Origin of the sequence: Staphylococcus sp. KUGN1 (assembly GCF_045984185.1) — a bacterium.
Classification (GTDB): Bacteria; Bacillota; Bacilli; order Staphylococcales; family Staphylococcaceae; genus Staphylococcus; species Staphylococcus warneri_A.
This window is the reverse complement of sequence record NZ_JBJQIL010000007.1, coordinates 18784-38425: the sequence shown is the minus strand read 5'-3', so window position 1 is coordinate 38425 and position 19642 is coordinate 18784. Positions and strand designations below refer to the sequence as shown.

Sequence of the window (19642 nt, the reverse complement as noted above, 5' to 3'; positions counted from 1 at the left end):
AGGATCAAACTCTCCATAAAAAATTATGATGTTTGATTAGCTCATAAAACTAAATTAATTGTTGTAACTTTCGTTACATTATTGGAATTAACGTTGACATATTGTCATTCAGTTTTCAATGTTCATTGTTGAAATAAATAATGGTGGAGACTAGCGGGATCGAACCGCTGACCTCCTGCGTGCAAAGCAGGCGCTCTCCCAGCTGAGCTAAGCCCCCATTTTTTAAGAAGTCGGGAAGACAGGATTCGAACCTGCGACCCCTTGGTCCCAAACCAAGTGCTCTACCAAGCTGAGCTACTTCCCGTATGTAGTTATATTCTTTAAAATGACGCGCCCGATAGGAGTCGAACCCATAACCTCTTGATCCGTAGTCAAACGCTCTATCCAGTTGAGCTACGGGCGCTTATTAAAGATGGTGCCGAGGACCGGAATCGAACCGGTACGGTGATCTCTCACCGCAGGATTTTAAGTCCTGTGCGTCTGCCAGTTCCGCCACCCCGGCAAAATAATGGAGCAGAAGACGGGATTCGAACCCGCGACCCCGACCTTGGCAAGGTCGTATTCTACCGCTGAACTACTTCTGCAATATTTCGCTTAAAATAATAAATAAAATCGTAATGAGCCATAGAGGATTCGAACCTCTGACCCTCTGATTAAAAGTCAGATGCTCTACCAACTGAGCTAATGGCTCAAAAGATGGTGCCGGCCAGAGGACTTGAACCCCCAACCTACTGATTACAAGTCAGTTGCTCTACCAATTGAGCTAGGCCGGCTATTAAATGGTGGAGAATGACGGGTTCGAACCGCCGACCCTCTGCTTGTAAGGCAGATGCTCTCCCAGCTGAGCTAATTCTCCTGTTATCTATTGCCTGGCAACGTCCTACTCTAACGGAACGTTAGTCCGACTACCATCGGCGCTAAAGAGCTTAACTTCTGTGTTCGGCATGGGAACAGGTGTGACCTCTTTGCTATTGCCACCAGACAAATTAACTTACTTTATTAATAATACACGTTTGTTAATAACATTTCAATAGTTAATTTTACACTTTGTTAAAATTAATTTTACATTTCGTTAACCAAACTACGTGTTTTTGACGACTTTTATATATTACTTCATTTACTTAAGAAAGTCAACAGATTATTTTCATTTTTTTCGAAAGACGGAATTTCAATTCCTACGTCTTTTCCACTTGATCTATTCTACCACATATCACTTTCCTAAACTATAGGTATTATTACTTTCTATCAGTAAATAAGTTACTTTTACTTATCAAAAGTAACATTTATTTAAGAAAAAAATAATTTCATCTCACTTTTTCAACAATTAGATTACATAAAAACACCAATCACAATTGTGATTGGTGTTTTTAGATATATTATTTTTGTCTCATATAAGGGAATAATAATACGTCTCTAATTGATGGTGAATCAGTTAATAACATAACTAATCTATCAATTCCGATTCCTAGACCACCTGTAGGAGGCATACCATATTCTAATGCTTCGATATAATCTTCATCCATTTCATGTGCTTCATCATTACCTTGCTCTTTTTCAACTAATTGAGCTTCAAAACGTTCTTTTTGATCGATAGGGTCATTAAGCTCAGTAAAGGCATTAGCATGTTCTCTTCCTACGATAAACAATTCAAATCTATCTGTAAATCTAGGATCTTCCGGATTTTTCTTAGCTAACGGTGATATATCAATTGGATGACCATATATGAATGTTGGTTGAATTAATGTCTCTTCTACTTTTTGCTCAAAGAATTCATTTAAAATATGACCATATTTCATATTGTCAGTAATTTCAATTCCATGTTCCTTTGCCAATGCTTTAGCTTCTTCATCAGATTTCACATTATAGAAATCTACACCTGTAGCTTCTTTAACTGCATCAACAATGTGTAATCTTTTCCATGATGATTCTAAATCAATCTCAGTTCCATTATATTGAACTTTAGCTGATCCAAGTACTTCTTGAGCAATATGTCTAACCATTGATTCTGTTAAATCCATTATATCATGGTAATCTGCATATGCTTCATACAATTCAATCATTGTAAATTCAGGGTTATGTCGTGTAGATACGCCTTCATTACGGAATACGCGACCAATTTCGTATACTTTTTCTAATCCGCCTACGATTAAACGTTTTAAATGCAATTCGATAGCTATACGCATATACAAAGTAGCGTCTAATGCATTATGGTGTGTCACAAATGGTCTAGCAGCAGCCCCTCCAGCGATTTGATGCATCATTGGTGTTTCTACTTCTAAGAAACCTTTTTGATTTAGATAATTACGCATTTCTTGAATGATTTTACTACGATTAATAAATGTTCGTGTACTATCTTGATTTGTAATTAAATCTAAATAACGTTGACGATAACGTTGTTCTATATCTTGTAATCCGTGGAATTTATCTGGTAATGGTCTTAAAGCTTTAGTTAATAGTGTAAATGATTTCGCTTTAACCGATAATTCACCAGTATTAGTTTTAAACATTACACCTTCAACACCGACAATATCCCCTAAATCGGCATGTTTCCATAAATCAAATTGTTCTTCTCCAATTTGATCTTTTCTAACATAAATTTGAATTTGTCCTGATAAGTCTTGAACATGTGCAAATCCTGCTTTACCTTTTCCACGTTTAGTCATAATACGACCTGCTATCGCAACATGACTTTCTTCTTCTTTTTCATGTAATTCTTCTTTTGAGAATTCGTCCCAAGCTGATTTTAATTCTGCTGCTGAAGCAGAACGATCGTATCTTTGACCAAATGGATCAATTCCTAAATCTCTTAATTCTTGTAGTTTTTGGCGGCGCACCTGCATTTGGTCATTCATTTCTTCTGACATAACTTTCTCTCCTTTTGCTTCTTGTTTTTCAATTATTTATTTTATACATTTTGTTAGAAATGTTTAGGTATATCAATCATTTCTCTTGTTCTTAGAGACACTCTTATTCCCTCTATCGTCCACTCTAAATATAACGATGCCAAGAAGCGTGTTAAATCTTTTCATAACATCTATCTTCCCACCATCTCATTTTACTAAACGGCAATGTTCTAATAAAGTATTTACTTCTTTGCCTTTAACTGTTAAACCTTAATCTATTTAAAAAAACAACTAGAATTAAATAATTTAAGTCACTATGTAGTGTCTCACATCATCAATCTCTTCGTTACTCATTAAGACATATATCTTTTAACAGTACTATCTGCTGTTACTAAATTTTCAATCAATCTTTGGGAACGGGGTTCAATATGTTTCGATGCAATATCATTCAATGGAATAAGTACAAAAGCGCGTTCAACCATTCTCGGATGAGGAATGATTAGATTATCTTCTTCAATGATTTCATTTCCATACAGTAAAATATCAACATCTAGCGTTCTAGGCCCCCATCGAATCTTCCTTACACGGTGAAGTGCTTGCTCTGTTTCTAAACATCGCTTTAATAATTCTTGAGGTTTTAATGTTGTCTCTATTTCTATACATAAGTTAAGAAACTGCGGTTGATCAGTGTAACCAACTGGCTCTGTTTCATAGATAGGAGATACAGATGCAACATCAATATGTTGAAATCGGTCGATAATTTGGATAGCTTGTTGTAACTGATGTGCTCTATCACCCATATTACTTCCCAAGCCTAAATACGCTTTAACCATTTAATGACGCTCCCTCACTATTTCGATACCTACCCCATCGTAATGTCCGGGTATCGGAGGATTTTCTTTAGTTATCCTAACTTTCGTTTCCATTACACGATTATAGTGTGAATTTATACGTTTGGCAATACGTTCTGCTAGATGTTCGAGCAAATTAGAGGGGGCACCTTCAACAATCTCTTTAACATCCTCAAAGACTTCTCCATAATGTACCGTGTCTCTTACATCATCTGATTGACCAGCATCATGTAAATCTACTTTCAAAGTAATATCTACAATGAATATTTGACCTATTTCATTTTCTGCTGGCAATGCACCGTGATAACCATAAAATCGCATTCCATTAAGAAATATGATGTCGTTCATTTTCATTCTCCTTTAGAAAATCCATGCCTTGTGCAATACGTGAATTAAGTTTAACATTATGTACTCTCACAGCTTGAACGCCCTTCATTATACCATAAGCAGTTGTCGCTGCAGTAGCTTCATCCCTTTCAATAGCTTTTGTATCTCCACCTATCATTTCTTTAATGAATCTTTTACGACTAGTAGCCAATAGAATCGGGTAATCTGTTGCAACTAACTCATCTAGTCGAGCCATCACTTCGTTTTCTTCATCTCTAGTTTTAGCAAACCCTATACCAGGATCTAGCCAAATTTTAGACTGTGGGATACCTGCCATTTCTGCTTTATTAGCTTGTGCTAATAGGGTAACAAGCATTTCATCTACAACAGGCTTATCTCTTTCACCATCCCCATTGTGCATTAGAACAATTTCCGCATCATATTGAGCAACAACATTCAATATTTTAGGATCGTACAAACCCGCCCATTGGTCATTAATCATTGTAGCACCTAACTTCAAACAAGCTTCTGCTACTTCACTTCTATATGTATCAATTGATATTTGTACATTAAGCTCTATCAATGCTTCAACAACTGGCACAACTCTATTCAACTCTTCTTCTAGGGTAACTTCTTCTTGATATCCAGGTCGTGTTGAAACACCACCTACATCCACTATATCAACACCTTCATCCACCATTTCTTTTGCTCTCGAAACTGCTTTTTCAACAGAATTATATTTCCCACCATCTGAAAATGAATCTGGCGTTACATTAAGTATGCCCATAATTTTAGTTTTTGACATTTAATCACCTTTTCTATATTGAAATATTTCATGCATTTTCATATCACTTACTATGATATCACTACTTTCAAGATAATTTCAGTGGTAAAAATCAAATAACTTACTCTAAATAACAGTTAAAATGAATTGACTATACTAATACACATATCATCAAATATAAAAAAGCGAAGTCGATTTATCCCGACTTCGCTTTGGTAGCTTCTATAATTAGTCATCAAATGAGTATAAAGGTGTGGATAAGTAACGTTCACCATTACTTGGTAATACTGTTACTACTGTTTTACCTTTACCCAGTTCTTTGGCTTTTTGAATAGCTGCATGGATAGCTGCACCAGAAGAAATACCTGATAAAATACCTTCTTCTTTTGCAACACGTCGTGCCATTTCCATAGCAGTTTCGTTGCCTACTTTAATAATACTATCGTAAATGTCAGTATTTAACGTATCCGGAACAAATCCAGCACCTAAACCTTGTAATTTATGTGGTCCTGGTTCTCCATCACTTAGCACTGGTGATGCTTCTGGTTCGATAGCAACTATTTCAATATCTGGGTATTGTTGTCTTAAAACTTTACCTACACCAGATAACGTGCCACCAGTACCTACGCCAGCTAAGAAAGCGTCGATTGTTTTACCTTCAAACTGTTCAACTAATTCTGGACCAGTTGTAAGTTCATGAACTTCAGGGTTCGCTGGGTTTTCGAATTGTTGTGGTTCAAAGTAACCATGCTCTTCTTTAAGTTCTTTAGCTTTTTTAATTGCACCTTTCATTGCTTCTGAGCCAGGTGTTAATACTAGTTCTGCACCATATGCTTTTAATAAGTTACGACGCTCTTGACTCATTGTTTCAGGCATTGTGAACACTGCCTTGTAACCTTTAGCTGCACATACAAATGCTAAACCAATACCTGTGTTACCACTTGTCGGCTCCACAATAGTATCTCCAGGTTTGATTTTTCCTTCTTTTTCAGCTTTTTCAATCATAGCTAAAGCTATACGGTCTTTAACTGAACCACCTGGATTTTGATATTCTAATTTAACGTAAATATCTGCCGCATCTTCATCAACAACGTTTCTCAATTTAACTACTGGTGTGTTACCAATAATTTGCGTAATGTTTTCTACTGGTTTTTGTGCCATTCCAAACACTCCTTATAGATAGAATTAATAAAACTTAGTCTTTTTATCGGATATTTATATTCTATCAGAATTTTCTAAAAAAAACAAATGTATCCTACAAAATCTAATGCACATTTATCGACATACGTTTAATAAATTCCCTATTTTAATTTATTATAAACTTCTGTTGATTTTATGCCATGGATTCTAATAATTGATTAAGCTCTGTTTCACTATAATTGTATTTATTACCACAGAAATGACAAACTGCTTCTGCACCATGATCTTCTTGAATCATATCTGTAATTTCTGCTTCGCCTAAACCTTTAATAGCATTCAAGAATTTTTCATGGCTACAATTACATTCAAATTGTGCAGGTGATGTTTCTAAAATTTGGACATGCTCTTCTCCTAGAATTTCATTTAAAATTCCTTCAGGTGTCAATCCTTGCTCAATTAGCTTAGATACTGGTGTCATTTGATTAATTGCTTCTTCTAATTTACTGATTGTTTCTTCTTTGGCACCAGGCATCACTTGAATAATGAATCCGCCCGCTGCTTTAATCGTATTATCTGGGTTAACAAGTACACCTAAACCAACAGAAGATGGCGTTTGTTCACTTGTTGCATAATAGTACGTAAAATCTTCTCCTAGTTCCCCTGATACTATTGGACTTGAACCAGAAAAATAATCTTTCATTCCTACATCCTTAACTACTTGAATCGAACCCTCTGTCCCTACAGCTCTTCTAACATCTAATTTACCTTGTTCATTTAATGGGAAATGTGTTTGTGGATGATCTACATAGGCACGTACATTACCTTTTGCATCTGCATCTGCGATAATTCTGCCAATAGGACCACGACCATCGACTGTTACAGTTAATTTTTGATCTCCTTTAAGCATTGCTCCCATCATTACGGTAGCAGTCATCGTTCTTCCCATTGCGGCTGAAGCAGTTGGCCACGTATAGTGTCTTGTTTGAGCTTCCTGTACTGATTCTGTTGTTAATGTTGCATATGCTCTAATTTCACCGTCAAACGCTAGTGCTTTAACAATATAGTCATGTGTCATTATTATATTACTCCTTTATATATCTTTACGATGCTTCGTTTCTTTTAATCAATATCATTTTCGAATAACTATTATACATCTGTTGTTTATTTTCATGAAATGATTTGTTTCAAGATCATTTTGGCTATTTGTTTATTTAAAAAGTATTTATAAAAATGTACTTCACATATTTATACAAAAATATCTCCCTACTATATGGGTGATAGTAGGGAGATTAAACTATGTGCTACTTTACTCTCTGTGATTTGGATCGTTAGGATTATATGGTTTGTCTATATTTGGTGATTGTTCATGACCAGTTGGTTCATCTTCTGACTCATCTTCGTGATGATTGTCGTCACCTTTATGATCTAACGATTGCTCTTTACGAACATCTTCGTATGATTTGCCATATTTACCTTCATCAAATTCAGAATTTGTTTCTTTAACAACTTCTGCTGAATCGTAATCAACCTCTGGCAATTTACCTTCATGGAATAATGATTGAATTTGTTCAGCAACCAATGTTTCTTCTGTAAGTAAAGTTTTAGCAATCAGTTTCAATTGATCTTGATGCTCTAATAAGATTTCTTTACAACGCTCATATTGCTCTTTAACTATACGTTGTACTTCTTTATCAATTTCGTAAGCGATTTGACCTGAATAATTAGGTTCACCTTGCATGTCTTTACCTAAGAATACTTGGCCGCCACCGCTACTAGAGAATTGTAATGGTCCAAGTTTTTTACTCATACCGTATTCAGTAACCATAGAACGTGCGATTTGAGTCGCTCTTTCAAAGTCGTTAGAAGCACCAGTTGATACTTCACCAAAGTTAATATCTTCTGAAACTCGACCACCTAATAAACCACAAATTTTGTCTAATAATTCTGGTTCAGTCATTAAGAAACGGTCTTGTTTAGGTAGCATCATTGCGTAACCACCTGCTTGTCCACGTGGAACAATTGTTACTTTGTGTACAACTTCTGCTTCATCAAGCACCATACCGATAATCGTATGACCTGCTTCATGGTGGGCAACAATATTTCGCTCTTTATCAGAGATAACACGTGATTTTTTAGCAGGACCAGCAATAACTCGGTCAGTTGCTTCCTCAATATCACGCATATCAATTTTGTTCTTACCTTCACGAGCTGCGATTAACGATGCTTCGTTTAATAAGTTTTCTAAATCAGCACCTGAGAATCCCGGTGTTCTTTGAGAAATAGCTTTTAAATCAACTGTTTCATCAAGCGGTTTGTTTTTAGCATGAACATGTAAAATGGCTTCACGACCTTTAACATCTGGACGACCTACTTGAATTTGTCTATCGAAACGACCTGGACGTAATAACGCTGGGTCTAAAATATCAGGACGGTTTGTTGCAGCAATCATAATGATACCTTCATTCTCGCCAAAGCCATCCATTTCAACTAACAATTGGTTCAATGTTTGTTCACGTTCGTCGTGTCCACCACCGACACCAGCACCACGTTGACGACCTACTGCGTCAATTTCATCTATGAAAATAATACATGGAGCATTTTTCTTAGCATTTTCAAATAAATCACGTACACGGCTAGCACCAACACCAACAAACATCTCAACAAAGTCTGAACCACTAATTGAGAAGAATGGTGCACCAGCTTCACCTGCAACTGCACGTGCAAGTAATGTTTTACCAGTACCTGGAGGACCTACAAGTAAAACACCTTTCGGAATTCTAGATCCCATTTGCTTGAATTTCTTGTTATCTTTTAAGAAATCTACTATTTCAACAAGTTCTTGTTTCTCTTCATCTGCGCCTGCAACATCTGAGAAACGAACACGACGTTTACTACTATCGTACATTTTAGCTTTGGATTTACCAAAGTTCATCATACGACCACCGCCGCCTCCACCTTGGGCTTGGCTAAGGAAGAAAATAAATAATAAAGCAATGATTAAAACAGGAATTAATGTTGTTAAGATACTAACAAATACACTTTGTTCTTCTTCTTCTTTAACTGTAAATTTCAATCCATCTTGTTTCTTAGCTGTATCAGTGATTTTTTGCAAATCTTTTTCATTATTAAATAATATTGTTGATGAATAATCTTCACCATTTTTTGTTTTACCACTTACCATGTATACATTTTGCTCAGGTTGGATTTCTAATGATTTTAAATCGCCTTTATCCAATTTATTAACAAATTGCGTATATGTAAGCTGTTTTGGCATATTTCCATTACCATTTAAGAAAGAAAACAGGCCAAATATGATAACGCCTATAATTGCGATAACTAGCACATTGCGAAACGCTTTCTGCATGTGACATTTCCTCCTACTTCCAATAATAAAACTAACAAAAATTGTAACACAATACATCTTTAGCAGGCTACTATTTCAACTTTAGTATTGGTTTAACAATTTTAGTCAATTTCCACTATAGAGATTTTTATTTTTCTTAATATCGTGACTGCAAAATATCTCATTCAATTATATTTTTACGATTTAAATCGAGTCTACACTACATTGATGTTGAATCATAGCAAAAAACATCGTGTCCAATGTATCGATTTAATTCGATTTGTCTTATGAATACACTTCCGGTTTTAACGTACCAATATAAGGTAAGTTTCTGTAATGCTCACCATAATCTAATCCATATCCGACTACGAACTCATCCGGAATTTTTTTACCAACATATTTAGCTTCAATATCAGCTTTTCTACGATTTGGTTTGTCTAATAAAGTAACAATTTCTAATGAGTTGACTTTACGAGATTCTAATAGTTCAGTGATAGATTTTAATGTAGTACCAGTTTCTAAAATGTCTTCTATGATGAGTACATCTTTATTTTCAATTGATGAACCTAAATCTTTAATAATTTGAACTTCCCCAGTAGATTCGGTACCACCGTGGTAACTCGAAACATCCATAAAATCGATTGATAAGTGTGTATCAATGCGCTTAATTAAGTCAGTCATAAACATAACCGACCCTTTTAAGATACCAACACAAACAAGTGGTTTACCTTGGTAATCTTTAGTTAACTGTTGTCCTAAATCCTTACAAATCGCTTGAATCTCTTCTTCACTTAATACGATACTTTTTATATCCTCGTGCATTTGTTATTCATCTCCAATATTTCTAATATTTATATAATGTTTATAGTCTTTATTCATAAACAATTGACCTACAGCAATTATTTTACCTTCTGCATTGATAACAACTGGTAAACGATTTCGTTCAATAGCATCGATTTTTTTATCAATTAACAATCGACTTACTTTTTTATGTTTGCCAGTATAACCATTTAATAAAAAACGATCGCCATTTTGACGTTGTCTTATTGTTAATGGGAACTGATTGAATGGAAAGTCAGGTTGTATTTCAATCTCATAATCACCAAAACGATATGTATGAGGTACTTCGATGACTTGTGTTGAATTCACGTCGCTCATTTCTGTATTAGCCATTATTATTAATGTATCATATGCAATTTGAATTATCCATTTATCTGTTATATCAATTATGAATTGTGATTTTTGACTTGAAATTTGATTAAACCATGATTGATACATTTTATCAGATATCGCTTTAGACAATGCTATCTTTTCAAATAATTGATCAAGTACATGTACCTTCACGTTATCTGTTAATCGATTAAATTGGTCTCTTGGAATCACTATTTTATCTAGATTCTCTGAGACTCGTACTACTTCTTTGATAAAGTGATGCGCCGATTTTCTAAGTGTAGCTAATTCTTGATCATGCCATGATTTTAATTTTAATAAGTGTGCTACGTCTAGTTGTTGATTATCCATTACTGCTGGTATGATACGATTTCTTATATCATTTCTGACGTATACATTGTTATGATTAGATACATCTTCAAAAAATGGAACGTTATATTGATTTTGATAAGATTTGATTGTAGCTTTTGAGATGTCTAGCATCGGACGAACAAGTTGATAACTGACGCGTTGAGAAGTATAAGCAATGCCTAAATGGCTACGTGTGAATCTACCTGTAAATAATCTATAAAAGATGGTTTCAATTTGATCATCTCGATGGTGTGCAGTTAGTAGCACACTGGCCCCAAGTTGTTTCATAATATAATCAAACCACTCGTATCTGTATTGGCGAGATATGTTTTGAATACTGTTCCCCGCTTCAACCGTTTCAGATAAATCTAGTCGTTTGATATAATACTCGATCCCATGTTCTTCACAATATGTTTTAAAAAATGCCTCTTCTTCTATGGATGCTTGTCTTAACCCGTGATTGATATGAATACATGTCAATTTGCTATATGTATGTTGATATTCGTTTAATAAAAGATGCAGTAAACACATACTATCTATACCTGTTGATACCGCTAAAACAATATGATCCTGTTCCGACCACCCTGTAGCATTAAGTTCCATCTTACCTCTCACCTCCAAGCATTTAAATAACCTATCATCAATACATTGTTACAATAAAAATAGACTGCTCCTTCATCAAGAAACAGTCTTAGGTTGTCTGTTATTCAAAGTAATTAGCAATACAAAAGCTATGTTAAGTTATTGCAACAGACTTGGTTTATGAAATTAACGTCTTGAACCTTTACCACCACGTCTAGATTCAGTTTGACGTTTAATAGAAGTTAATTTATCTTCACTATCTTTTAAGAAGTTACTTAATTTCTTTTCAAAGTCTTCGCCTTTTGGAGCTGGTTTACTTTGATGTGATTTATTATTGTGCTGTGGTTTACGTTGTGGACGGTCTTTCGCCTTTTTGATTGAAAGACTAATTTTGCCATCATCCGCGATTGAAAGTACTTTAACCTCTACTTCATCACCTAAAGATAAATGATCTTCCACATTTTCAACATAGTTGTCAGCCACTTCACTAATATGGACTAAGCCACTTTTTCCTTCAGGTAACTCAACGAATGCACCGAATTTTTTAATACCAGTGACTTTACCTTTAAGCTTATTTCCTACTTCGATTGACATATTCTAAATAAATCCTCCCGATTTCATTCGATTTTAACTTTATTATATTCCTGTTGAAGCAATTTCACAATGCTATAATGCGATTATTTTATTTCTCTTTAATTAATTATTCTCATCTGAAGATTTAGCCTTAGAGGATTTATTATCATTTGGCAATCTGAAAATCACTTCACCTTTATTACTTAAATAATAATCATCTCGTGCCACTTTTTCGATATAATCTTTATCATTCAAATTATTTAGTTTTTCTTTCAATGCGATTTCTTCGTCTTGTTGTTTTTGAAACTGCTCTTCTTTATGTTTTCGCTCCACTGCATCCTTTTCGTTGCTGTGTTTTTGGAAGACAAGCATAATGCATAATAAAATGATAATCGCAAGCATGATACCACCAAACAATGCGATTCTTCGACGTACAACACGCATCATTTTACGTTGTCGTTGTTTTTTTTGGTTCTCTTTCGATGTATATTGATTACCGATATTTTCAACTTTATTATTCATAGCTTGTCACCTCACTTTGTCTATTCAGATTCATTAATACGTTCTTCTTTGACTAATTCATACATACCTTTAGCATTTTCTTTAGATGCATGTTCATTTAATCCTGTTACATTAACGGTTACAAGTTTTTGGCCGAAACGAATAACGAGTTCATCTCCAACTTTAACATCTGTACCTGCTTTTGCTACATTACCATTAATCGTAATACGTCCTTGGTCACTAATTTCCTTAGCTAATGTACGACGTTTAATTAATCTAGACACTTTTAAAAATTTATCTAATCTCATTGATGAGTCTCTCCTTGCTCTAAAAATTGTTTAAGAGCCACTTCGTCAAAATCTTTATTTTTTGTTTTATCATACAATGACATGAAATGGTCTGCAAATACTTTCTCGAATTTCACACGAGGTTTTTTACCTTCATTAGATTTAGCAGTTGACCAAATTGTTTTTAAATCCTCTATGGATTCTGCAGATTCATCACTAAATATATGTGGATGACGACGAATCATTTTAGCATTTAAACTTGCTACTACTTCTTTTATATCAAAATAGCCTTCCTTTTTACCGATACTAGTATGCAATAATACCTGTAAAAGTATGTCTCCTAATTCTTCCACCATGTGCCAATCGTCTTCATTATCGATAGCCTCAAACAGTTCAAATGTTTCTTCTAACAGATAACGTTTTAATGTTTGATGTGTTTGAACTTTATCCCAAGGACAACCTTTTTCATCATCAACAAGTAAATCAATCGTTTGTTCAGCAAAGTTAAAGTCATTATATAGTGATTCATCTGCTACAATTTTAGGCACAAAGACACTTGTTAAATTGTTGAACGTAGTGTCAAAATGATCTAACTCGAATAAAGGACATTCAGTTACTTGTGCATCACCACTACGTGCACCTGTAACAATTTTGACCATATGATCATCGGGATAGCGTTCCATTAACGTCAACTTGATATCTGCTGCTACCATTGCACTATATACTTGAGTTATCAACGTATTAGTGCGAACATTTAGTTTCGCTTCTTCTAACGCGGTACCATCTAGTAATGTGAAACCATCGTTAGGTTCTACTGCAACCGCTTCGAATACATCATCAATGAAACTTTTCCCACCTAATACCTTCACTTCTATATCATCATTCTGAGCATGATACGCCATTAACTTAGCAGTGGTCGTTTCAGCGACACGAGGATGCCCTGGCACAGCGTATACAATATTCGATTGTTGTGCTTTATTAATCAACTGTTCGACAATGTTATCGTAAACAGCATCAAACTGCTCATTCGCTTCGTATATATCATCAAAGCTCTCAAAATCAATTTCATCTTTAAGTGCCTCAATGACAGGGTGCTCGAGCGTTCGTGCATATATTTTGTCTTGCTTTTGAATAAATCGATATATACCTAAAGGCAAATCATCGATATCATAGTTTCCTAAACCAATAATCGTAATTGTATGCGTCATGAACGACTTCCTTTCTTAAAGTGATATAACTTGTCTCCTAAAGGTAAAAATTTCAATTCCCTATAACTTAGGACATTAAAAATACCGACGTATATCATAAATACACTTACACCAACTATGGCACTAATTAATAAAGAAATTAATCCAATTAAACGTCCACTAGACGGTAAGATAGTCATCATCAGTTGAACAATAACTGACATTATAAACAACCCGCCCACTAATTTTATAATAAATTTACTCATTTGATTAAAATGATAAGATTTCAAGACGGCATGGTGAAGTATACTCGCAAAGATAATTAACGATAATACTGTACTTATACTAGCGCCTAAAATGTGAAGTTGATAAATGAAAACTATGTTGAATATTGCCTTAGATAATAAACCAACTATAAAACCAATCACTATCGATTTAATTTGATTGAGTACTTGCAATAATGCAATATCCATCATAATCAATGATACACCAATAACCGTTAACATATAAACGCATAACGTTACTGTCTCACTATCAGTCTTGAAAAACACTTTATTCATAAGAGGTAAGACATTTATCAAACCTATACCTGCGGCTGAACTAATCAATATAGTTATTTTTAATGAAGCGTTAGCATATCTATTCATTTGAATCGATTGCTTATTTTGAATAGCTTCGGTTAATAAAGGAATTAAGACAAAACTAAACGTTGTTGTTACAATTAATCCCATTTGAATAAAGGAAGCCCCTCTATCATATACACCTTTTTGTTTGATAGCCGATTCAAAAGGTAGTCCTGTCATTTTCAAAGTACGGATGACAGTAAAACTATCTGCGACTTGCCACAAAATAACAATCAACTGACTTAAAGCAAAAATAAGAATAGCAATCAGTAACTGGGACCATTGAATTTTTGCTACTTTAGCATTCCATTTTAATTTAAACGGACGTTTAGATACCAAATATAGCGTTGAGCTTAAAAAGCCGATTGAAGAAGCAATGATTGATAATGAGCCAGCTTGATATATAGTCCATTGTTGTGTCAAAAATAGGAAAATAGCCATCATAATAAATCCTACTCGAATCAATTGTTCTATAACCTGGGAAATAGCTGGTACGTTCATATCCTGTCTGGACTGAAAATATCCTCTTAATACACCTAACACACCTACAAATACGAAACTAAAGCTAGCCATTCTAATCATAGGTGCTAAATGTCCATCACCCATTAAGCGTGAAATAATGCCTGCACACCCAAATACAATCAAACATATGCCTAAGCCTACACTTTGTATAATAAGTAGCACTTTAGAATAGTATTCTGAACGGTGGTCCATACCTAAGTTTTGCGTCACTGCACTTGGAATAGCATTCATAGATAAAATCAAACCTAAAGCTACAATAGGATAAACCTGTTGATACGCATACAGACCTTCATCTCCAAGTATATTTTGATAAGGCACTCTATAGATTGCACTTAATACTTTAACGATGACTAACGCAAGCGTTAATATCACTACACCATTAAATGCTGATTTATGTTTCATCTTTAATACTCATACTTTCTTCAATACATTTCACTAAGAATTTTAAGTTGTCTAGCCATTGTTTAGATTTAGTGAGCGTCACTTTCATTGCACCATTCTCTACGCCAACTTTCATCGTTCTTCCAAGTGGTTGTGTATTTTTAAATAATGCCTCTCCATCAATATCAGCAGTAGATGTCTCAGATAAGAAGATTTGAATTTGTTTACCCATATCTTTAATTTTTGTAATACCTGCATGCAGTGCATGGGTTTTAATTTCTACTATGTCTAATAAACGTTCAACTTCAGTTGGATAATCATTAAATCGATCGATTAATTCATCTTTAATATCCATGAGTTGTTCTTCTGATTCTACTTTACGTAATTTCTTATAAATTTCTATTTTAGCTTGTTCATTTTGAATATACTCCGCTGGTAAATAAGCATCTAAATTCAGTTCAACCTCTACGTCCGGTACATCTGGTGTTTCCTCTTTGATACCACGTTTCTCATTAACTGCTTCTTCAAGCATTTGAGAGTATAAATCGAAACCAACCGAATCGATAAATCCATGTTGTTGTTTCCCGAGTAAATTACCAGCACCTCTAATATTCAAATCGCGCATAGCTATTTTAAATCCTGAACCTAATTCGGTAAATTCTTTAATGGCTTGTAGTCTTTCTTCAGCTGTTTCGTTTAACACCTTATTTGCAGGATGAAGGAAATAAGCATATCCTATTCTACTTGAACGACCAACGCGACCACGTAGTTGATACAATTGACTTAAACCGAATCGATCCGCTTCTTCAATAATCAATGTATTCGCATTTGGTACATCGACACCAGTTTCAATAATTGTTGTAGTAACTAAGATGTCGTATTCATGATTAATGAAACTGAGCATTGTTTCTTCTAAATCTCGTTCAGTCATTTGCCCATGTGCCACTGCAATGTTGGCATCTGGCATTAACATTTGAAGTTGCTCTCTCTTTTCATAGATGGATTGAACTTTATTATATAAATAGAAGACTTGTCCATCTCGAGATAATTCACGTTCTAATGCTTCTTTTATAAAGTTGGTGTTTTGCTCTAAAACGTAAGTTTGCACTGGGAAACGATTTTCAGGTGGTGTTTCGATAACTGATAGATCACGCACACCAAGCATACTCATATGCAAGGTTCTTGGTATTGGCGTAGCTGTTAACGTTAACACATCTACATTATTTTTTAGTGTCTTAATTCTTTCTTTATGACGCACACCAAAACGTTGTTCTTCATCGACAATGAGTAAACCTAAATCTTTGTAATGGATATCTTTGCCTAATAACTTATGTGTTCCTACAACAATATCTACATAACCGGATTTAAGTCCTTCTTTAGTTTCTTTCACTTCTTTAGTTGAACGGAATCTACTAATCAATTGAATTTCAACAGGAAAATCTTGCATACGTTCAATTAATGTTTCGTAATGTTGTTGAGCTAGTATCGTAGTAGGTACAAGAAACGCGACCTGTTTACCTTCCATGACAGCTTTGAAAGCGGCACGAACAGCAACCTCAGTCTTACCATAACCGACATCCCCACATAACAAGCGATCCATTGGACGTTCGCGTTCCATGTCACCTTTTATTTCTTCTATGGATTTACTTTGGTCTGGCGTTAGCTCATATGGGAAATCCAATTCAAACGTAGACTGTTCTTCAGTGTCTGGACCAAATTGATAACCAACTGACATTTCTCTTTGTTTATATAAATCGATTAACTCATCTGCTATATCTTCAACACTTTGTTGAACTTTAGCTTTCGTCTTTTTCCATTCAGTGCCACCTAGTTTATTTAAACGAGGCGATTTGTCTTCGGAAGCCACATATTTTTGAACTTGATCCATTTGATCAACTGGAACGAACAATTGGTCTGTACCTTTGTACTGTAACTTAATATAGTCTCTATGTTGTTCTCCAACTTCTAAAGTTTCTACGCCTAGATATCGTCCTACACCATGATGAACATGAACCACATAGTCTCCAACATTTAAATCTTGGTATGACTTAATTTTTTCTGCATTCGACATTGTTTTAGTACGTTTACGTTGCTTTTTCTGCTTGGTCTTGAATAATTCTCTTTCTGTTATAACCACTAATTGCATATAAGGTAATTCAAAACCTTCAGACAGACTACCTTCGACAACAACTGCTTGACCACTTGTTGAAGCCTGATCAATATGTGTTACAACGGGTATATGCATTTCATTAAGCATAGATTGTATACGCTCAACCTTCGTCTCTGTTTCGACTAAGACTACTATCGCATAGTCATTATGGATAAATCTTTGGAACTCAGAACGCATGATGTCATATTGACCATAGAACTGTTGTACTGGTTTACAAGAGAATTTAATAATATGGTCTAATTCCACAGGCATAGAAGAAGTGAATAGCGTAAAATAAGCCACCGGTCGTTCATCTAATAAAGTTTCAAAGCCATCATATTGCATAAAACTTTGACCAATAAACCCATTACCACTTTCAATCAAGTTACTAATAAAATCATCAACTTCAGTCGTTAACGTTTCTTCTGTTTCTTTAATACGATTATATTCGTCAACAGCTATCACAACATCATTTGCAAAATAATCAATAATTGTTGATGGTTGATCATACATAAATGCCACCAAACGTCGTAATAATTGATGATCAAAGAACGTAGATTCAAAAAGTTTGAAACTTTCATATGTCTCTTTTAAGTCATTTCTCACAGATTTTTCAATTTTGGGTCTTGTATCTTCATAAGCGGCTTTTAATTGTGTTTGTAAATGACTAATCACTTCATCAGTTATAATATAGTCACTTGCTGTAGTAATATCTACTGATTCTAAGTTATCGTTAGAACGTTGTGTTTCCACATCGAAATCACGAATTGAATCTATTTCTGTATCAAATAATTCAATTCTAACAGGCGATCCAATTAAGGGATAAATATCTATAATGCCGCCTCTAAGCGAGAATTCACCAATGTGAGAAACAACACTTTCTCTACGATATCCCATATTGACTAATTTATTGAGAAAATCGTCAACATCAATATCATCACCGACATTCAATGTCATTTGATGATTGCGCCACATTTCTACTGGTGTTAACCACTTTTTCAATCCATTTAATGGAACAATAAATAACCCTTTTTCTCCATGAGCAAGAGCAGTTAGCGTTCTAACACGCTCGCTCATAAGTTGAGGGCTTTGTGTAGAAAATTCTTCGGTCATAATATCTTGAACTGGATATTTATAAATTTCTTCGCCGCTGACATATTGTAATATATCCGCTTCAATTTTATCAGCTTGATACAGATTATTAGTTACTAACAGCATTTGCTTTTGATCAGCTAAATATTTTTCAGCAATAATGGTTGCTTTTGCTGATGGTGATAGACCCGTAACTAAAATATTATCTTGGCCAAAAACCTGGTCTAATTCCTGAAAGCGTTTATCTTCTTTTACATAGTTAGAAATAACTTGTCTCAATTCACTTCACCATTATATTCATTCATCACATTGTCAAATCGAGATGTTTCTATAAATGATTCTACGGCATTAGCTGAATGTTCAATGACTTTCTCCATTGTAATCATTTCTTCTTTAGAAAAGCGTTGAAGTACATAATCAGGAACAGACATACCATTCGTTGGTCGACCAACACCAATACGAATTCTCTTAAATTGATCAGTGCCAAGCATTTTTATAATTGATTTCATACCATTATGACCACCTGCACTACCTTTTTGACGTAAACGTACTTGACCTTGTTCTAAATCTAAATCGTCATATAATACAATCAAATCATCTACATCAACATTGTAGTAATCCATTAATGGTGCAACAGCTTCACCTGACAAGTTCATCATTGTCATAGGTTCAATAAGCAGAACTTTGTCACCATTCATTCTTTCAATAGTATATGCGCCTTTGAATTTTTGTTTGTCCAATGTGAAACGATGTCGTTCTAGTATATAGTCAATGACTTCGAAGCCAATATTGTGTCTTGTTAATTCGAATCGTTTACCAATATTGCCAAGACCTACAATACATTTCATATGTCGTTACCTCCATGTTTATTCTTTATTTATTAAGTGACCTTTTTAATCTACATAATCATTGATCCAATTCATCTGTTAATCTAAC

At 34.6% G+C, this 19642-nt stretch carries 16 protein-coding genes, 8 tRNA genes and 1 rRNA gene; all 25 read right to left on the bottom strand.

Annotated elements, in window-relative coordinates; all coding sequences use genetic code 11:
- Positions 1-141: 141 nt before the first annotated feature.
- The 25 genes from ACJQQZ_RS11850 to pth all read right to left on the bottom strand — a co-directional run bounded on the left by ACJQQZ_RS11850 (position 142) and on the right by pth (position 19554).
- A tRNA-Ala gene (locus tag ACJQQZ_RS11850) sits at positions 142-217 on the bottom strand.
- A gap of 13 nt (positions 218-230) precedes the next feature.
- Positions 231-304: transfer RNA gene (locus ACJQQZ_RS11845), tRNA-Pro, on the bottom strand.
- A gap of 25 nt (positions 305-329) precedes the next feature.
- Positions 330-403: transfer RNA gene (locus tag ACJQQZ_RS11840), tRNA-Arg, on the bottom strand.
- A gap of 10 nt (positions 404-413) precedes the next feature.
- A tRNA-Leu gene (locus tag ACJQQZ_RS11835) sits at positions 414-502 on the bottom strand.
- A 7-nt stretch (positions 503-509) separates the two neighbouring features.
- A tRNA-Gly gene (locus ACJQQZ_RS11830) sits at positions 510-584 on the bottom strand.
- A gap of 34 nt (positions 585-618) precedes the next feature.
- A tRNA-Lys gene (locus ACJQQZ_RS11825) sits at positions 619-691 on the bottom strand.
- Positions 692-697: 6 nt separating this feature from the next.
- Positions 698-773 (bottom strand) — tRNA-Thr (locus tag ACJQQZ_RS11820).
- A 7-nt stretch (positions 774-780) separates the two neighbouring features.
- A tRNA-Val gene (locus ACJQQZ_RS11815) sits at positions 781-856 on the bottom strand.
- 11 nt (positions 857-867) lie between these two features.
- Positions 868-982: ribosomal RNA gene (gene rrf, locus ACJQQZ_RS11810) — 5S ribosomal RNA — on the bottom strand.
- Between the two features lie 394 nt (positions 983-1376).
- Positions 1377-2864, bottom strand: a complete 1488-nt coding sequence (gene lysS, locus ACJQQZ_RS11805; RefSeq protein ID WP_107533001.1) for a lysine--tRNA ligase — start codon at positions 2862-2864, stop codon at positions 1377-1379.
- Between the two features lie 332 nt (positions 2865-3196).
- The gene (gene folK / locus ACJQQZ_RS11800) at positions 3197-3676 is read right to left on the bottom strand and encodes a 2-amino-4-hydroxy-6-hydroxymethyldihydropteridine diphosphokinase (RefSeq protein WP_124227646.1); all 480 of its coding nucleotides are present in this window, start codon (positions 3674-3676) and stop codon (positions 3197-3199) included.
- Complete coding sequence (gene folB, locus ACJQQZ_RS11795; protein ID WP_002451749.1) at positions 3677-4042, bottom strand: dihydroneopterin aldolase; 366 nt, start codon at positions 4040-4042, stop codon at positions 3677-3679. It abuts the gene before it with no gap.
- The gene (gene folP / locus ACJQQZ_RS11790; protein WP_145506781.1) at positions 4020-4826 is read right to left on the bottom strand and encodes a dihydropteroate synthase; all 807 of its coding nucleotides are present in this window, start codon (positions 4824-4826) and stop codon (positions 4020-4022) included. The genes folB and folP overlap by 23 nt, the downstream gene beginning before the upstream one ends.
- A gap of 207 nt (positions 4827-5033) precedes the next feature.
- Complete coding sequence (cysK, locus tag ACJQQZ_RS11785; RefSeq protein WP_124227645.1) at positions 5034-5966, bottom strand: cysteine synthase A; 933 nt, start codon at positions 5964-5966, stop codon at positions 5034-5036.
- 172 nt (positions 5967-6138) lie between these two features.
- On the bottom strand, positions 6139-7020 hold the full coding sequence (hslO, locus tag ACJQQZ_RS11780; protein WP_002451746.1) for an Hsp33 family molecular chaperone HslO: 882 nt from the start codon (positions 7018-7020) through the stop codon (positions 6139-6141).
- A 231-nt stretch (positions 7021-7251) separates the two neighbouring features.
- Positions 7252-9309, bottom strand: coding sequence for an ATP-dependent zinc metalloprotease FtsH (gene ftsH / locus ACJQQZ_RS11775; protein ID WP_002451745.1), 2058 nt, complete (start codon positions 9307-9309; stop codon positions 7252-7254).
- A 264-nt stretch (positions 9310-9573) separates the two neighbouring features.
- On the bottom strand, positions 9574-10110 hold the full coding sequence (hpt, locus tag ACJQQZ_RS11770; protein ID WP_124227644.1) for a hypoxanthine phosphoribosyltransferase: 537 nt from the start codon (positions 10108-10110) through the stop codon (positions 9574-9576).
- A gap of 3 nt (positions 10111-10113) precedes the next feature.
- The gene (gene tilS, locus ACJQQZ_RS11765; RefSeq protein ID WP_124227643.1) at positions 10114-11412 is read right to left on the bottom strand and encodes a tRNA lysidine(34) synthetase TilS; all 1299 of its coding nucleotides are present in this window, start codon (positions 11410-11412) and stop codon (positions 10114-10116) included.
- 165 nt (positions 11413-11577) lie between these two features.
- Complete coding sequence (locus ACJQQZ_RS11760; protein WP_002451742.1) at positions 11578-11985, bottom strand: S1 domain-containing RNA-binding protein; 408 nt, start codon at positions 11983-11985, stop codon at positions 11578-11580.
- 102 nt (positions 11986-12087) lie between these two features.
- Positions 12088-12486 (bottom strand): cell division protein DivIC, encoded by a 399-nt coding sequence (divIC, locus tag ACJQQZ_RS11755; RefSeq protein ID WP_002451741.1) that lies wholly within the window; start codon positions 12484-12486, stop codon positions 12088-12090.
- A gap of 20 nt (positions 12487-12506) precedes the next feature.
- The gene (locus tag ACJQQZ_RS11750) at positions 12507-12773 is read right to left on the bottom strand and encodes an RNA-binding S4 domain-containing protein (protein WP_002451740.1); all 267 of its coding nucleotides are present in this window, start codon (positions 12771-12773) and stop codon (positions 12507-12509) included.
- Positions 12770-13960, bottom strand: a complete 1191-nt coding sequence (locus tag ACJQQZ_RS11745; RefSeq protein WP_049425339.1) for a MazG nucleotide pyrophosphohydrolase domain-containing protein — start codon at positions 13958-13960, stop codon at positions 12770-12772. The genes ACJQQZ_RS11750 and ACJQQZ_RS11745 overlap by 4 nt, the downstream gene beginning before the upstream one ends.
- Entirely contained in the window at positions 13957-15486 is a 1530-nt protein-coding gene (locus tag ACJQQZ_RS11740) for an oligosaccharide flippase family protein (protein WP_408023161.1), read from the bottom strand. Before ACJQQZ_RS11740 ends, ACJQQZ_RS11745 begins: the two co-directional genes overlap by 4 nt.
- On the bottom strand, positions 15476-18985 hold the full coding sequence (gene mfd / locus ACJQQZ_RS11735; RefSeq protein WP_002451737.1) for a transcription-repair coupling factor: 3510 nt from the start codon (positions 18983-18985) through the stop codon (positions 15476-15478). The genes ACJQQZ_RS11740 and mfd overlap by 11 nt, the downstream gene beginning before the upstream one ends.
- The gene (gene pth / locus ACJQQZ_RS11730) at positions 18982-19554 is read right to left on the bottom strand and encodes an aminoacyl-tRNA hydrolase (protein ID WP_002451736.1); all 573 of its coding nucleotides are present in this window, start codon (positions 19552-19554) and stop codon (positions 18982-18984) included. The genes mfd and pth overlap by 4 nt, the downstream gene beginning before the upstream one ends.
- Positions 19555-19642 lie beyond the last annotated feature (88 nt).

Excerpts from the sequence above, each read along its gene's own strand:
- lysS (WP_107533001.1), bottom strand. The coding sequence starts at position 2,864 with ATGTCAGAAGAAATGAATGACCAAATGCAGGTGCGCCGCCAAAAACTA.
- folK (WP_124227646.1), bottom strand. The coding sequence starts at position 3,676 with ATGGTTAAAGCGTATTTAGGCTTGGGAAGTAATATGGGTGATAGAGCA.
- folB (WP_002451749.1), bottom strand. The coding sequence starts at position 4,042 with ATGAACGACATCATATTTCTTAATGGAATGCGATTTTATGGTTATCAC.
- folP (WP_145506781.1), bottom strand. The coding sequence starts at position 4,826 with ATGTCAAAAACTAAAATTATGGGCATACTTAATGTAACGCCAGATTCA.
- cysK (WP_124227645.1), bottom strand. The coding sequence starts at position 5,966 with ATGGCACAAAAACCAGTAGAAAACATTACGCAAATTATTGGTAACACA.
- hslO (WP_002451746.1), bottom strand. The coding sequence starts at position 7,020 with ATGACACATGACTATATTGTTAAAGCACTAGCGTTTGACGGTGAAATT.
- ftsH (WP_002451745.1), bottom strand. The coding sequence starts at position 9,309 with ATGCAGAAAGCGTTTCGCAATGTGCTAGTTATCGCAATTATAGGCGTT.
- hpt (WP_124227644.1), bottom strand. The coding sequence starts at position 10,110 with ATGCACGAGGATATAAAAAGTATCGTATTAAGTGAAGAAGAGATTCAA.
- tilS (WP_124227643.1), bottom strand. The coding sequence starts at position 11,412 with ATGGAACTTAATGCTACAGGGTGGTCGGAACAGGATCATATTGTTTTA.
- ACJQQZ_RS11760 (WP_002451742.1), bottom strand. The coding sequence starts at position 11,985 with ATGTCAATCGAAGTAGGAAATAAGCTTAAAGGTAAAGTCACTGGTATT.
- divIC (WP_002451741.1), bottom strand. The coding sequence starts at position 12,486 with ATGAATAATAAAGTTGAAAATATCGGTAATCAATATACATCGAAAGAG.
- ACJQQZ_RS11750 (WP_002451740.1), bottom strand. The coding sequence starts at position 12,773 with ATGAGATTAGATAAATTTTTAAAAGTGTCTAGATTAATTAAACGTCGT.
- ACJQQZ_RS11745 (WP_049425339.1), bottom strand. The coding sequence starts at position 13,960 with ATGACGCATACAATTACGATTATTGGTTTAGGAAACTATGATATCGAT.
- ACJQQZ_RS11740 (WP_408023161.1), bottom strand. The coding sequence starts at position 15,486 with ATGAAACATAAATCAGCATTTAATGGTGTAGTGATATTAACGCTTGCG.
- pth (WP_002451736.1), bottom strand. The coding sequence starts at position 19,554 with ATGAAATGTATTGTAGGTCTTGGCAATATTGGTAAACGATTCGAATTA.